This window comes from Nocardia salmonicida NBRC 13393 (genome assembly GCF_001613085.1).
Classification (GTDB): Bacteria; Actinomycetota; Actinomycetes; order Mycobacteriales; family Mycobacteriaceae; genus Nocardia; species Nocardia salmonicida.
Genome location: NZ_BDBR01000002.1, coordinates 16763 through 29750, shown reverse-complemented (window position 1 = coordinate 29750; position 12988 = coordinate 16763). Strand labels below are relative to the sequence as shown.

At 66.9% G+C, this 12988-nt stretch carries 14 protein-coding genes; 2 read left to right on the top strand and 12 right to left on the bottom strand.

Features of this window, described 5'->3' with window-relative positions:
* Window positions 1-2: 2 nt before the first annotated feature.
* The 4 genes from NS1_RS00740 to NS1_RS00725 all read right to left on the bottom strand — a co-directional run bounded on the left by NS1_RS00740 (window position 3) and on the right by NS1_RS00725 (window position 4098).
* Window positions 3-1025: a CaiB/BaiF CoA transferase family protein gene (locus NS1_RS00740; RefSeq protein ID WP_255284399.1), complete on the bottom strand. Its 1023-nt coding sequence runs from the start codon at window positions 1023-1025 to the stop codon at window positions 3-5.
* Between the two features lie 68 nt (window positions 1026-1093).
* On the bottom strand, window positions 1094-2050 hold the full coding sequence (locus NS1_RS00735; RefSeq protein ID WP_056809228.1) for an LLM class F420-dependent oxidoreductase: 957 nt from the start codon (window positions 2048-2050) through the stop codon (window positions 1094-1096).
* Between the two features lie 69 nt (window positions 2051-2119).
* Window positions 2120-2521, bottom strand: a complete 402-nt coding sequence (locus NS1_RS00730) for a cobalamin B12-binding domain-containing protein (RefSeq protein WP_056809230.1) — start codon at window positions 2519-2521, stop codon at window positions 2120-2122.
* A complete protein-coding gene (locus tag NS1_RS00725) occupies window positions 2521-4098 on the bottom strand; it encodes a methylmalonyl-CoA mutase family protein (RefSeq protein WP_062980590.1) in 1578 nt (525 codons plus the stop codon). Before NS1_RS00725 ends, NS1_RS00730 begins: the two co-directional genes overlap by 1 nt.
* 95 nt (window positions 4099-4193) lie before the next feature.
* On the opposite strand from NS1_RS00725, the gene NS1_RS00720 reads away from it, so the two are divergent.
* Both NS1_RS00720 and NS1_RS00715 read left to right on the top strand, forming a co-directional pair.
* The gene (locus tag NS1_RS00720) at window positions 4194-5024 is read left to right on the top strand and encodes an SDR family oxidoreductase (protein WP_062980588.1); all 831 of its coding nucleotides are present in this window, start codon (window positions 4194-4196) and stop codon (window positions 5022-5024) included.
* A 17-nt stretch (window positions 5025-5041) separates the two neighbouring features.
* A complete protein-coding gene (locus tag NS1_RS00715; protein ID WP_062980586.1) occupies window positions 5042-5266 on the top strand; it encodes a hypothetical protein in 225 nt (74 codons plus the stop codon).
* Between the two features lie 6 nt (window positions 5267-5272).
* Here NS1_RS00715 and NS1_RS00710 read toward each other — a convergent pair whose 3' ends face one another.
* From NS1_RS00710 to NS1_RS00675, 8 genes are all read right to left on the bottom strand, one after another.
* Complete coding sequence (locus NS1_RS00710; RefSeq protein ID WP_062980584.1) at window positions 5273-5467, bottom strand: ferredoxin; 195 nt, start codon at window positions 5465-5467, stop codon at window positions 5273-5275.
* 67 nt (window positions 5468-5534) lie between these two features.
* Window positions 5535-6371, bottom strand: a complete 837-nt coding sequence (locus tag NS1_RS00705; RefSeq protein ID WP_056809239.1) for a mycofactocin-coupled SDR family oxidoreductase — start codon at window positions 6369-6371, stop codon at window positions 5535-5537.
* A gap of 27 nt (window positions 6372-6398) precedes the next feature.
* On the bottom strand, window positions 6399-7676 hold the full coding sequence (locus tag NS1_RS00700) for a cytochrome P450 (RefSeq protein WP_056815089.1): 1278 nt from the start codon (window positions 7674-7676) through the stop codon (window positions 6399-6401).
* 126 nt (window positions 7677-7802) lie between these two features.
* Window positions 7803-8441: an Rv1363c family protein gene (locus tag NS1_RS00695; protein WP_062980582.1), complete on the bottom strand. Its 639-nt coding sequence runs from the start codon at window positions 8439-8441 to the stop codon at window positions 7803-7805.
* Window positions 8442-8487: 46 nt separating this feature from the next.
* A complete protein-coding gene (locus tag NS1_RS00690; RefSeq protein ID WP_056809243.1) occupies window positions 8488-9774 on the bottom strand; it encodes an MlaD family protein in 1287 nt (428 codons plus the stop codon).
* Window positions 9771-10880 (bottom strand): MlaD family protein, encoded by a 1110-nt coding sequence (locus NS1_RS00685; protein WP_062980580.1) that lies wholly within the window; start codon window positions 10878-10880, stop codon window positions 9771-9773. The genes NS1_RS00690 and NS1_RS00685 overlap by 4 nt, the downstream gene beginning before the upstream one ends.
* Window positions 10877-11980, bottom strand: coding sequence for an MCE family protein (locus tag NS1_RS00680; RefSeq protein WP_062980578.1), 1104 nt, complete (start codon window positions 11978-11980; stop codon window positions 10877-10879). Before NS1_RS00680 ends, NS1_RS00685 begins: the two co-directional genes overlap by 4 nt.
* Window positions 11977-12987: an MCE family protein gene (locus NS1_RS00675; RefSeq protein WP_056809249.1), complete on the bottom strand. Its 1011-nt coding sequence runs from the start codon at window positions 12985-12987 to the stop codon at window positions 11977-11979. The genes NS1_RS00680 and NS1_RS00675 overlap by 4 nt, the downstream gene beginning before the upstream one ends.
* Window position 12988 lies beyond the last annotated feature (1 nt).

Genomic DNA, 12988 nt, shown 5'->3' with positions numbered 1-12988 from the left:
ATTCAGTCGTTGTGCTCGCCCAAGCGGGGTGGCGGACCGTACGCGGGCTCATACCCCGCGATCCGAATCGGACTGCCCACCAGTCGATGTGGCCCCGCGTGTACCAACACTTCCGGCGTGGCCTCCAACGCCTCGGGCAGGGTCCGGACCGCAGCCGCCGGGATGCCCAGCGGTCGCAGCCGCGATTCCCAGCCCACCGCGGTGTCCGCCGCGAGCGCGGTGGTGACGACGGCGAGCACCTCCTCGCGCCGACCCGCCCGCTCGGCCATGGTGGCGAATCCCGTGACCGCCGCCTCCTCGGCGAAGCGCTGCCAGAAACCGTCATGGGTGATGAACAGCGCCAGGTACCCGTCGGCCGTCGGAAAGATCTGCGCGGGAACGTAATACGTATGCGCGCCGAACGGGCGACGCAGCGGTGCCTTGCCGTCGTTGAGATAGGCCGAGGCGTGGTAGTTCAGTTGCGAGAGCATGACATCGCGCAGCGACACCTCCACCTGGCCGCCGACACCGGACACGATCTTCGCGAGCAGGCCCAGCGCCGCGGTCAGGCCGGTGGAGTTGTCGGCCGAGGAGTAGCCGGGCAGCGTCGGCGGGCCCGCCGGGTCCCCGGTGAGCGCCGCGATGCCGGTGGCCGCCTGGATGACATAGTCGAAGGCCGGATCGTCACCGGCGTCCAAGCCGAACCCGGTGATCGCCACACAGACGATGCGCTCGTTCCACCGCCGCAACGCCGCGTAGGTCAGGCCGAGCCGGTGGATCGCCGACGGCTTCAAATTCACCAGCAGCGCATCCGCGTTCGTCACCAGCGCGCCGAGCTGGTCCTGGCCCTGCTCCGTGGTCAGGTCGATGCTGATGCTGCGCTTTCCCCGATTGAGGCTGGCGAAATAGCTGTCGCCCACCTGCCGTGAGATGTCGCCGCCCGCCGGCTCCAACTTGGTGACCTCGGCGCCGAGATCGGCGAGCATCATGGTGGCGTACGGACCGGCGAGCATGGTGCCCACCTCGAGTATCCGAATGCCCGACAGCGGCCCTTCGGTCGCGCCCGGCTCGACGCGCCCACCCGTTGACCCGACGCGCTCGCTCCGCGCCCCGATCACCGTAAGTCCTTTGCCAGGGCGGCGATCATCTCCCTGGTGCGCCGTTTGGAGGCGACCAGCTCGTCACGGGTATCACCGATCGGCAGCAGTCGCACCGACAGATCGGTGGCCCCGGCGTCGCCGTACCGGCGCAGCCCCGCGGCGATGGCGCTCTCGTCACCGGCGAGGCAGATGTCGCCGATGTCGCGAGCGTCGCCGGTTTCGAGCAGACGCTGATAGTTCGGTGAGACTTCGGCTTCGCCGAGAATGCGATTCGCCCGCGCCTTGGCCTCTTCGACTTCGGAGGGACGACACAGGCAGACCGGGAGACCCGCGACCACGCGCGGCGCGGGACGGCCCGCCTCGGCCGCCGCCTTCGTGATCCGCGGGACGACGTGGGCCCCCACCGCGCGTTCGTCGGCCATCCAGAGAATGGTCCCGTCGGCCTGCTCGCCCGCGATGCGCAGCATCACCGGACCGAGCGCGGCGATCAGCACCGGCACCGGAGCCACCGGCCCGAGGTCGAGCGGATTGTGCACCGTGAAGGTCGAGTTCTCGACGTCCACCGTGCCGGGCCCGCGCAATCCCGCGTTGAGCACCTCGAGGTAGTCCGCGGTGTAGGCAGCCGGCTTGTCGTAGGGCAGCCCGAGCATGTCGGCCACGATCCAGTGGTGTGAGGGACCGATACCCAGCGCCAGCCGTCCGCCGGCCGCGGCCTGCGCGGACAGCGCCTGCCGGGCAAGGGCGATGGGGTGCTGGGCCTGTAGCGGCACCACCGCGGTACCCAACTCGATCCGGGTGGTCGCCTGTCCCATCAACGCGATGGTGATCAACGCGTCGAAGTCGGTCGGGATCTGGGGTATCCACGCGGTGTCCAGCCCGGCCGATTCGGCCCACGCGATGTCGTCGAGCATCCGCGACAATTTGCGGGCCGCATCACCCTTCTCTGGCCCGATCATCACTCCGATACGCACGAATTCCTCCGTCTTCCACTACTTTTCGCGCGACCACGATGGTCGACGCCGCTGCGACCGACCCGACCCTCAGGTCGGGGACGGGGTGTTCGTGAGCGCCCGGATCTCGGTGACAAGGGTGTCGAGCGAGGTGCCGGTCGGGAACACCGCCGACGCTCCGACTTCGAGCAGCCGCGCGACATCGGACTGCGGAATGGTGCCGCCGACGATCACGGCGATATCGCCCGCGCCGGCCGCCCGCAGCGCCTCGACGGTGCGCGTGGTCAGCGACACGTGCGCACCCGAGAGAATGCTCAGCCCCACGACGGCGACATCCTCCTGCAGCGCGATCGACACGATGTCCTCGATGCGTTGACGGATGCCGGTGAAGACCACTTCGAACCCGGCGTCGCGCAGTGCACGGGCGACGATCTTGGCCCCGCGATCATGGCCGTCGAGGCCGGGTTTGGCGACCAGCACGCGCGCGGTCATCAGAACACCACCGGCTGCTGGAACTCGCCCCACACGCTCTTGAGCGCGGCGGTCATCTCCCCCACCGTGCAGTACGCGTTCGCGCACTCGATCAGGTAGTGCATCAGATTCTCGTTTCCTTCGGCGGCCGTGGACAAGGCGGTGAGACAGGACCGGACGGCCACGGCATCGCGTTCGGCCTTGACCCTGGCGAGCCGTTTCAGCTGCAGGTCACGGCCTTCCGCATCGAGTTCGTAGGTCGCGATCTCGGGTGCGGGCTCGTCGGAGACGAACCGGTTCACCCCGACAACCGGCTTGGTGCCCGCCTCGACGTCTTTGTGGAGTTGGTAGGCCTCATCGGCGATCAGACCCTGGAGGTAGCCGTCCTCGATCGAACGGACCATGCCGCCGTGCCGCTCGAGATCGTCCATGATCTCGATGATGCGAGCCTCGGTCGCGTCGGTGAGCGCCTCGACGAAGTAGGAACCGCCCAGCGGGTCGGCGACCCGGGTGACCCCGGTTTCGTAGGCGAGGATCTGCTGGGTGCGCAGTGCGAGCGTGGCGGACTCCTCGCTCGGCAGCGCGAAGGGCTCGTCCCAGGCCGCGGTGAACATCGACTGCACCCCGCCCAGCACCGAGGCCATCGACTCGTAGGCCACCCGGACCAGGTTGTTCTGCGCCTGCGGCGCGTACAGCGAGGCACCGCCGGCGACGCACCCGAAGCGGAACATCGACGCCTTGTCAGTGGTGGCCCCGTAGCGCTCGCGCACGATCGTGGCCCACCGTCTGCGTCCCGCACGGTATTTGGCGATCTCCTCGAAGAAGTCACCGTGGGTGTAGAAGAAGAAGGAGATCTGCGGGGCGACCTGGTCGATCGTCATCCGGCCGCGCTCGAGCACGGTGTCGCAGTAGGTGACACCGTCGGCGAGGGTGAACGCCATCTCCTGCACGGCGTTGGCTCCCGCGTCGCGAAAGTGCGCGCCCGCCACCGAGATCGCGTTGAACCTCGGCACCTCGGCAGCACAGAACTCGATGGTGTCGGCGATCAGCCGCAGCGACGGTTCCGGCGGCCAGATCCAGGTGCCGCGCGAGGCGTACTCCTTGAGAATGTCGTTCTGGATCGTGCCGGTGAGCTTTTCGCGGGGCACGCCCTTCTTCTCGGCCGCCGCCACATAGAACGCCAGCAAGATCGCGGCGGTGCCGTTGATCGTGAAGCTGGTGCTGATCTTGTCCAGCGGCATGCCGTCGAAGAGGACTTCGGCGTCGGCGAGGGTGTCCACCGCGACGCCGACTCGACCGACCTCCTCGGTCACCTCCGGATCGTCGGAGTCGTAACCACATTGGGTCGGTAGATCCAGGGCGACCGACAATCCGGTGCCGCCCTGGTCCAGGAGGTAGCGGTAGCGACGATTGGACTCTTCCGCCGTGCCGAAGCCGGAGTACTGGCGAAACGTCCACAGCCGCCCCCGGTAACCGGAGGCGAAGTTGCCGCGCGTGAAGGGGTAGCCGCCCGGTGCGGGCGGTTCGGCAGCTCGGTCCGCCGGTCCGTAGACCGGCGAGAGCGGGATGCCGGACGAGGTCTGTATCGGATCGTTCATCACTGAATACGGTACTTGCAAAAAATGAGAATGCCAATACCATCGAAGAGGAACGCTGCGTCAATCAGCGGAATCACCCAGTACTGAGGAGACCGATGTCCAGCGAGAATGCCGTACTCACCGACCGCACACTGGTCATCTCCGGCGGCTCCCGCGGGATCGGTCTTGCGATCGCGCTGGCCGCCGCGAGACAGGGCGCCAATCTGGTTCTGCTGGCCAAGACTTCGCAGCCGCACCCTCGGCTACCCGGCACCGTGCACACCGCCGTGGCCGAGGTGGAGGCCGCGGGCGGAAAGGCTGTCGCCGTGGTCGGCGATGTGCGCAACGAAGCCGATGTGCAGCGCGCCGTCGACCTGGCCGTCGAGCGATTCGGCGGCATCGATATCTGCGTGAACAACGCCAGCGCGATCGGCGTCGAACCGACCGAGAGCCTGTCGGCCAAGAAATTCGACCTGATGCAGCAGATCAATCTGCGCGGCACGTTCCTGCTGACCAAAGCTTGCCTGCCGCACCTGCGCTCTTCGGCGAACCCGCACATCCTCACCGTGTCACCGCCGGTGAATATGAACCCGTACTGGCTCGGCGCCCATCCCGCCTACACACTGTCCAAATACGGGATGACCCTGCTCTCGCTCGGCTGGGCAGCCGAGTTCGCCGACGCGGGTATCGCGGCGAATTGCCTGTGGCCCCAGACCTACATCGCCACCTCGGCGGTCGCGAACATGGCCGACGGCGAAAGCCTGATCTCGTCCGCGCGCAGCCCCGAGATCATGGCCGACGCCGCGATCGAGATCCTGTCCCGGCCTGCCCGCGAGACCAGCGGGAACTGCTACATCGACGCGGAGGTACTCACCGCGTCCGGAGTCGAGGACCTGTCCGGGTACGGCGGTGGCGCTACTCCGACACTCGACCTCTTTCTCGACTGACCGGCTGGAGGAGAACCGTGCACCCGACCATTCACATCAGCGTCCGACCGATCCTCGACTACTACGGAAAGTGCCAGAGCTGCGGTTATCCCGCGGGTGCGGCGGAGATGGTTCGCAAGTCGCTCGACGGTCGCGTCGAACGCCTCGTCGTGGCGACCTGTGAGCTGCCATGCGGGTGGTCCGGGCCCGCGACCCGCACCACCATGACCGGTGGCGCGGTCGCAGACGGCACCGCCGCCTGAGCGGATCTAGCTCTCGCGCAACACGATCGCCATCGTCGGGCAAGCCGACGCCGCCGAGTGGACCTCGGATTGTGTTGCACTACCGGGGTTCTCGTCTACCACCACGGCCAGATCCTCGGCGTTCACCTCGAACACCGTCGGCGCGATACCCGCGCACAGGGCATGGCCTTCACATTTGGTCCCGTCGACCGACACCCTCATGACCGTTCTCCGTCTTCGTTGTTTCTCGGGGCCGCGCCGACCACCACGGTCGGCGCGGCCGGGGTGACTACTTGAGCATTCCGCCCGCGTCGATCGGCAGGGGCACACCGGTGACGAAGCGAGCCTCGTCCGAGGCCAGATACAGCACCGCGTTGCTGACATCCTCGGGCTCGATCCAGGCCACCGGCAGCACGTGGAACATCCTGGCGATCGGCTCGAGGTCGGCGGGGCCCGGGCTCTCCAGATCAGGACGGAACAGCTTGTAGGTGCCCTCGTTCATCACCATCGGCGTGTTGACATGCGTGGGGTGCACCGAGTTGACGCGAATGGAGTGCTGCGCCAATTCCACCGCGAAGGTCCGCATGAGCCCGACCACACCGTGCTTGGCGGCGACATAGTGGCCGATGTTGGGGTAGGCCTTGAGCCCGCCCACCGAACTCGTCAGGATCACCGAACCGCCACGTTCACCGGCGATCATGTGCGGGACAGCGGCTTTCACCGACTTCCAGACCCCGCCGAGGTTGACGTCGATCATGTCGTCCCACAGGTTCTCCTGCAGGTCGATCAGCGCGCCGCCCTCGTTGCCGATGCCGGCGTTGGCGACGATGATGTCGAGCCGCCCGAGTTCGGCGACCGCCCCGTCGACCGCGGCTTTGAGTCCGTCGTAGTCACGCACATCCACCTCGGCGGTGACCACTCGCCTGCCCTCGCCCCGAACGAGATCGGCAGTGGTCGCCAGATCCTCCGGGGTCGACATCGCGAACGGCACGTTGTCGAGTTGTTTGCAGACATCGATGGCGATGATGTCCGCGCCTTCCTGTGCCAATCGCACCGCGTGACTGCGGCCTTGACCGCGCGCCGCTCCGGTGATGAATGCGACTTTGCCTTCGACCCGTCCGGTCATCGTTACCTACCTCTGTCGTTGTTGTCGTCAGGAATGGGGAGTGAAGTTGATGTGCAGTTCGCTGAGTCCGCGGAGCAGGAACGTGGGTTCGTAGCCGTAGGTGCGCGCGCCGACCGGTCCGTGTTGATCGGCGTTGATCTCGATGTCGAGCAGGCGGTCCAGGATTCGCTCGATCGAGACCCGGCCCTCCACGCGCGCGAGCGGACCGCCCGGGCAGGTGTGCACGCCGCGGCCGAACGCGATGTGCTCGCGGAAGTTGTCGCGGTCGAGGCGGAACTCGTGCGGATCCTCGAATCGGCGCGGATCCCGATTGGCCGCGCCGGGGCAGAACATCACCAATCCGCCGGCCGGGATGTCCACCTCACCGACGGTGGTAGCGCGGCGCGCGAGCCGGAACCCGCTCTTGACCGGCGCATCCATCCGCAGGGTTTCCTCGATGAAGTTCGGGATCAAGCTGCGGTCCTCGCGCAATCGCTGCTGCACGTCGGGGTGATCGCCCATGAACCGCACCGCGGCACCCAGCACTTTGGCCGTGGTCTCCTGCCCCGCGGCGAACAAGAAGGTCGCCGACCGCGCCACGTCGAGGACCTCCGGTGTGGTGCCGTCCGGATATTTCGCCAGCGCCAACGACGTCAGAACGTCCTCGCGTGGCTCGTTTCGGCGATCCGAGATGTAGGAAACGAATTTCTCGTCCAGCCAGGCCAACGGATTGCTGGAGAGAGCTTCGTTGTCGATCGCACCGGGTCGGGCGCCCGGCTGGGGCGCACCGAGCACGACACGGAATTGTTGGTGATCGACCTCGGGCACGCCGAGCATATCCGCGACGACCAATAGCGCGAACGGCTTGGCGTACTGGGAAAGGAATTCACAATGGCCCGCATCGGCGAATTCGTCGAGCTGCTGGTCCGCCAGCCGCCACATGAATTCTTCGTTTTCTTTCAAACGGGCCGGTGTGAGCAGACGATTCAACACCGACCGCGCGAAGGTGTGCTGCGGCGGGTCCATCGTCACCATGTGCTCGTACATCGGCAACTCGGTCCGGTGCTGTTCGATCAGCTCGCTGATATCGTCGCCGACCGGCGTGAACGGCAGTGGCGGGAAGGGTCCGCCGACCGCGACGGCCGAGGAGAAGATCGACGAATCCTTCAGTACCTCAGCCGATTCCTCGTATCCGGTGACGGCGTACACACCGTAGTGCGGTTCCTGGGTTACCGGGCACTTCGCCCGCAGATGATCGAAATAGGGATGTGGATCAGGAATGAGATCCGGGTCGGTGAAATAGTTCACGGTATCGAAATCGGTCACGGAGAACTCCAGACGATCGGGAAGCCGCGACAAAGGCGCGTACTTCGAGGGTAACAACCATATTCATTTTTGAGAACCCCATTCCCACCAGGCAGCACGGAATACCGCGCTATCGAGGGGAGGGAGTTAAGGCAGGTAGACCCGGCTGGCCAGCCAGCGTCCGTCGACGAGTTCCATCGTCATCTGGACCCGGCTGTGGTCGACGCGAGGATCGGCGGCGGCGATATTGGTCACCGTCTGATCGATGAACAACAGCACTTCGACCTTGGTCTCGGATTTCGATTTCACCGCGGCGTCGAGCACGGTTCCGGTGCCGGTCGCCTTGTTCTCCAACAGCAACTGCCGAAGTTGTCCGCTCGACCGGGTGTACATGTCCTTGAACTCGCCGGTCGACCCGTCGAGCACCGCCGCGAAATCACGATCGAGGTTGTTGGAGTCCACGCTGGTCAGAGTGACGGCGTAGGCCCGCGCCGCCGCGAGCCCGGCTTCGGCGGCGGCATCGGTGTCGGACTTCTGGTCCAGTTTCCAGCCGAAGAACCCGGCCGCCAGCAGCGCCACCACGGCGGCCGACACCGTGACGGGCACGGCGATCCGACGGGCGATCCCCACCAGCCGGTGCCGGGTCGTCGGCCCGGTCTGCTCGGGCTCATCGGCTACCGGCGTCTCGCCCGGATCCGTCGACGACTTCGCTGCCTTCGGCTCGAGAATCTCTGTGTCGGTGTCGGTGTCGGTGTCGGTCTTGGTCTTGGTGTCTGTGTCGTTCATAGCGCTTCCTTGCGTGGTGGTGTGCGGTGCGAGTCACTGAGCCCGGTCACCGCGGTACCGGTGTCGGCAGCTCCGGTCCCGCGAAGGTGAGCGGGATGGACCATGGACCGAGTGGAGTCGGGATCGCCTGGGTGTCGGCCGCCTGCCCCGGCGGCGGTGCTCCGGGGATACGTGCGCCCGGTGGGCGTGGCGCGTTGCGCGCGCCACGGACGAGGACGGACGGATCCTCGTTGGGGCAGTAGGTGTAGAGGTACGGCTCGGGAAAGTCGGGCCGCGACGGCGAATGCCGCGGCAGGTTGTAGTCACAGGAATAGCGGGGGTAGAGGTTGACCAGCCCCCAGAGTCCCCCGTCGTGGAACGCCGCGGTGAGGTTGCCCAGCGTCGATCCGGGGCGTTCTGTCGGGAAGAAGAACTCCTGCAGCGCGGGCACTCTCGAGTTGGCCATGTCCGCCACCGTGCCGAGGTTGCCGAGCAGGTCGACCACACCGCGCGAGTTCTGCGCCATCACCGCGTCCAGCGCGCCCAGCGTTCCCGGGGCCGCGCCGAGCAGATCGACGAATCCCCCGGTCTTCGCCTCGACGCCCGCCATCAATTCCGACGCGTCGCCGGCGAATTCACCGAGCCCCGGTGCGGCATCGGCGGCGGTGGCGAGCACCGTCCGGCTGTCTCGCAAGAGGCTCACCGTCTGGGGCAGCACCGAATCCAACGTAGAGACGAGGAAGATTCCGCCGTCGATGATGTCGGCGAGCTTGCGCGGACCTTGCTCGCTCACCCCGAGTTCCTCGACGATCACCGCCAGCCGCGCCGGATCCACCTGCGCGAGCGTGGTATCCAGCTGGGCGAGGGTCTGCCACAGCGGTACCGGCGTCGAGGTCCGCTCGACCTCGATCTCGGTGCCGTCGGTCAGGTAAGGACCATCGTCCCTCGCCGGTCGGAAGTCGAGATACTGCTCACCGGCCAACGACAGACTCGCGACCCGAACCGCACCGTCGGCGGGCACCAGCGCATCCGCGTCGATCGCCGCGGTGGCCACCAACCCGGTGGAGGTCAGTTCGATCGAGGCGACCTCGCCGATCGGTACCCCGCGCAAGGTGACGTTCTGCCCGGCCAGCAGCCCACCGGACTGCGCGAGGTGTACCCGAACGGTCATCGTGGCCGCCGTCGGATCGACACCGAGCGCACCGAACATCAGATACGCGATGCCGACGACCAGAGTCACCAGCAGCGCACCGCTCGACAGCGGCGAGCGATACCTGCTGCCGAACCTGGCCGACGCGACGACTACGCGAGCGGGCACGCCGAGCACCTGTCGAGTGCGCTCCGGGATGTTCATCGCCCCGCTCCCGTCACGCGCTGCTGCAGTTTGAGCAAGGTGTAGGTCAGAGTGCCGACGAGTGCCTGCCAGTCACTCGCGTCCGGTACCCGGCTGCCCGGATCACCGGGGTGCGCCGGGTCGGGCAGCGCACCGATCGTCACGTCCTGCAGATCGGCGTTCACGTGCGCGGACGTGCCGTTGGTGACCTTGATGATCGGCCCGAGGATCGAATTCATCGCCGCCAGACTGGCGTTGGGATCGGTCGACGCCGCATTGAGCCCCGCGGAGAGCCGGTTGATATCGGCAACCATGCCGACTGCGGCGGTCCCGTCGATGGCGGGGAACTTCGCCAGTTCCCTACTGATCTGATCGACCTGCCGGATCAGCCCCAACGCCTGCTGGGAACTGTCGGTCATGATCGTGAGCGCCGGACCCGCGACATCGACCAACTCGCCGAGCGGGCGACGCTGAGCCTGCAATTGCCGGGTGAGCTGGTCGACCTCGACGAGTGCCGTGCGGATATCGGCTGATCGCGCGGCAAGCGCCTGCACCACCCTCGTCGATCTGTCCAGCAGCGCGGCGAGATTCGCGCCGCGGTCGCCGACAGCCTGGCCGAGGCCGTTGACGATGTTGGTCAAATTCCGGATCACACCACCGTTGACCAGCAGCGACGCCGTCGTCAACAGCTCCTCGATGGTGGCCGCGGCCTGGGTGGCCGACAGTGCGATGGTGTCGCCGTCCTGGAGAAGCGGCCCCCCGGGCGCGGCGGCGTCCGGTGGGGTGAGCGCGACGAAGACATCGCCGAGCGGTGTCGCGGTGCGCAATTCGGCCCTGGTACCCACCGGCAGGATCACCCCGTGCTGGATGCGCATCGTGACCACCGCGGTGTAGTCGCGCGCCGACATCCGCTCGACCTGGCCGACGTCGGCGCCGAGCACCCGTACCTTCGCCTGCTCGGGCAGGTTCAGCGCATTGGCGAAACCGGCGTGAATCGTATAGCTGGCGCCACCGACGCCGGGAGCGGGCAAGGGCAGATCACCCAGGCCCACCGAGCAGCCGGGCACGGTCGCCAGCACCGCACCGGCGAGCAACAGAGTCCACGCGGACGACCATCGATGTCTCATCGCGGCAACCTCGACATCGCCTCGAGCATGTCGGTGATACCGAAGTCCGGCCCGAAGTCCTGCAATGTTCCTGTGCTGCAACCGAGTTGGCGCAGACCGAGAACGTTGCACACCTCCTTCACCAACTGGCCGTCGAAGAACACCTTGTCCAGCAGAGCATGCACCCGGACACCGCGGTAGTCGACATCGATGGCGTTGTAGGCGTTGTTCAGCAACAGCGGCGTCACGTCGATGAACTCGGCGACCTCCTCGCGGTAGTCCGCGAGCGCGCGAGTCACCGTCGTCGCGTTGTTCACGGTGGAACTCAGGCTTTCGCTGTTCTGAGTGAGCAGGTCGTCGGTCTGCTGCATGATCTGCACGATCTGTGCGCCGGTGTCACCCGCGCCGATCCCGAGCTCGGCCAGCACCGCACTCAATTGACCTGTGGCACTGCCGAATTCCCGGATCACCTGATCGTTGTCGGCCGCGGCGCGAACCAGGATCGCCAGATGCTCGACGATGTCGGTGATCGCCGCCTGGGTCCGGGCTCCCTCGTCGTCGCCGAGTCGTAGTGCGCCGGCGAGTTCGTTCATGGTGGCCCGCAGCTCCGGACCGCTGCCCGAGGCGATCTGCGCGGACACATCGAGCAGCCGCGCGATCGGACCGGTATCGGGACTCGCGCCCGCCAACTGCGCGGCCATCCCGTCCGCGGCGCCGAGCAAGCGGTCGAAATCGATGGGGGTTCGCGTGCGGTCGAGGCCGAGCTGCGCGTGATCGGCCAGGGTGGCGCCGCCGCGATAGGCCGGTGTGAACTCGACGTGGCGATCGGTCAGTACCGAGGTCGAGACGGTGACCGCGGTCGCGTCCGCCGGGATGAGCACCTCGCCCTCGACACGCATGGTGACCTCGACGTGCGAACCGCGCGGGGTGATCGCGGTGACCTCACCGACGGGCATCCCGAGGACGGCGACGGCATTACCGACGTAGAGTCCGGCGCCGTTGTCGAATCGGGCCGTCACGGTGATGGCCCGATTCGTATCGTCCGGGCTGCCCGCGCAACCGGCGAGCGCGCCGAGTGCAAGTACCAGCACGATCCTGACCAGCGTGACAAGTCTTCTCATTTGCAGTCCTGGAAGTAGGGTGCCAGCGCGACCTGGTCGGCTCGACCGCTCAGCGCGCACATCCAGGAGTCGATCAGCGGCCCGGCCGGCGCGGTGAAGTCGACCTCGTTGGCAGTGCCAGAGGCGTTCGCGAAATTGCGGATGGGGACGGGCAGGATCTGCAGGATGTTGCGCAGCAGGTCGTCGTGGCGGGCGAGGCTGCCGAGCAGTCCGTCGAAACCGCGCAGCAGTTCGTCGATCTTCGGCCGGTCCTCGACGACCAAGACCCTGACCTGATCCGCCAGCCGCCGCGTGGAATCCATCAGGGTCTGTAGCGCACCGCGGCGGGCGAGGATCTCGGTGACCAGGTCGCGGCCCTTGGTCACGATGGCCGAAAGGTCACCTTGTTGAGCGTTGACCACGGTGGTCAGCTGTTGCACACCCGTCAGAAGCGCACCGAGCTCGTTGCGGCGGCTGCCGAGCAGCGCGGCGAGCGAGCGCAGATTGCCCAGCAGTCCGGGCAATACTGTCGGCACGCCGTCGAGCTGGTCGGCCAGTGCGTCGAGCGAGGTAGCGATGCGACCGGCGTCGATCTGTTCGAACGTCGCGGTGGCGTTGTCGAGCGCTTGTTGCAGATCGTAGGGAACGGCGGTGTGAGTCAACCCGATCCGGTGATCGGCGATCTCGCCCTCGCCCGCCGGAGTCAGTTCGACGTAGCGAGCGCCGAGCAGGGTGGTCAGTTTGATGGCGGCGCGGGTGTCGGCGCCGAGCGCGGCGGATCGGTCGACGCTCAGGGTGACCAGCACCCGGTCACCGGCCAGCCGCTGACCCGAGACCGTGCCGACCGAGACGCCGGCGACGGTGACCCCGTCGCCGACGCGCAGACCCGCGGCTTGCGCGAACTCGACGTCGTAGCGCTGCTGCCCGACGCCGAGGGAATTGAATCCCACTGCCCCGGCGACGACGGCGAGCAACAGTCCGAGCGCGATCAGCCCCAGCATGCTCTTCGACGGATGTTTCGATGTCATT

Bases quoted from the DNA above. Each gene is read 5' to 3' on its own strand.
- NS1_RS00730 (WP_056809230.1), bottom strand. From the start codon at position 2,521: ATGACCGCGCGCGTGCTGGTCGCCAAACCCGGCCTCGACGGCCATGAT.
- NS1_RS00725 (WP_062980590.1), bottom strand. From the start codon at position 4,098: ATGAACGATCCGATACAGACCTCGTCCGGCATCCCGCTCTCGCCGGTC.
- NS1_RS00720 (WP_062980588.1), top strand. From the start codon at position 4,194: ATGTCCAGCGAGAATGCCGTACTCACCGACCGCACACTGGTCATCTCC.
- NS1_RS00710 (WP_062980584.1), bottom strand. From the start codon at position 5,467: ATGAGGGTGTCGGTCGACGGGACCAAATGTGAAGGCCATGCCCTGTGC.
- NS1_RS00705 (WP_056809239.1), bottom strand. From the start codon at position 6,371: ATGACCGGACGGGTCGAAGGCAAAGTCGCATTCATCACCGGAGCGGCG.
- NS1_RS00695 (WP_062980582.1), bottom strand. From the start codon at position 8,441: ATGAACGACACAGACACCAAGACCAAGACCGACACCGACACCGACACC.
- NS1_RS00690 (WP_056809243.1), bottom strand. From the start codon at position 9,774: ATGAACATCCCGGAGCGCACTCGACAGGTGCTCGGCGTGCCCGCTCGC.
- NS1_RS00685 (WP_062980580.1), bottom strand. From the start codon at position 10,880: ATGAGACATCGATGGTCGTCCGCGTGGACTCTGTTGCTCGCCGGTGCG.
- NS1_RS00680 (WP_062980578.1), bottom strand. From the start codon at position 11,980: ATGAGAAGACTTGTCACGCTGGTCAGGATCGTGCTGGTACTTGCACTC.
- NS1_RS00675 (WP_056809249.1), bottom strand. From the start codon at position 12,987: ATGACATCGAAACATCCGTCGAAGAGCATGCTGGGGCTGATCGCGCTC.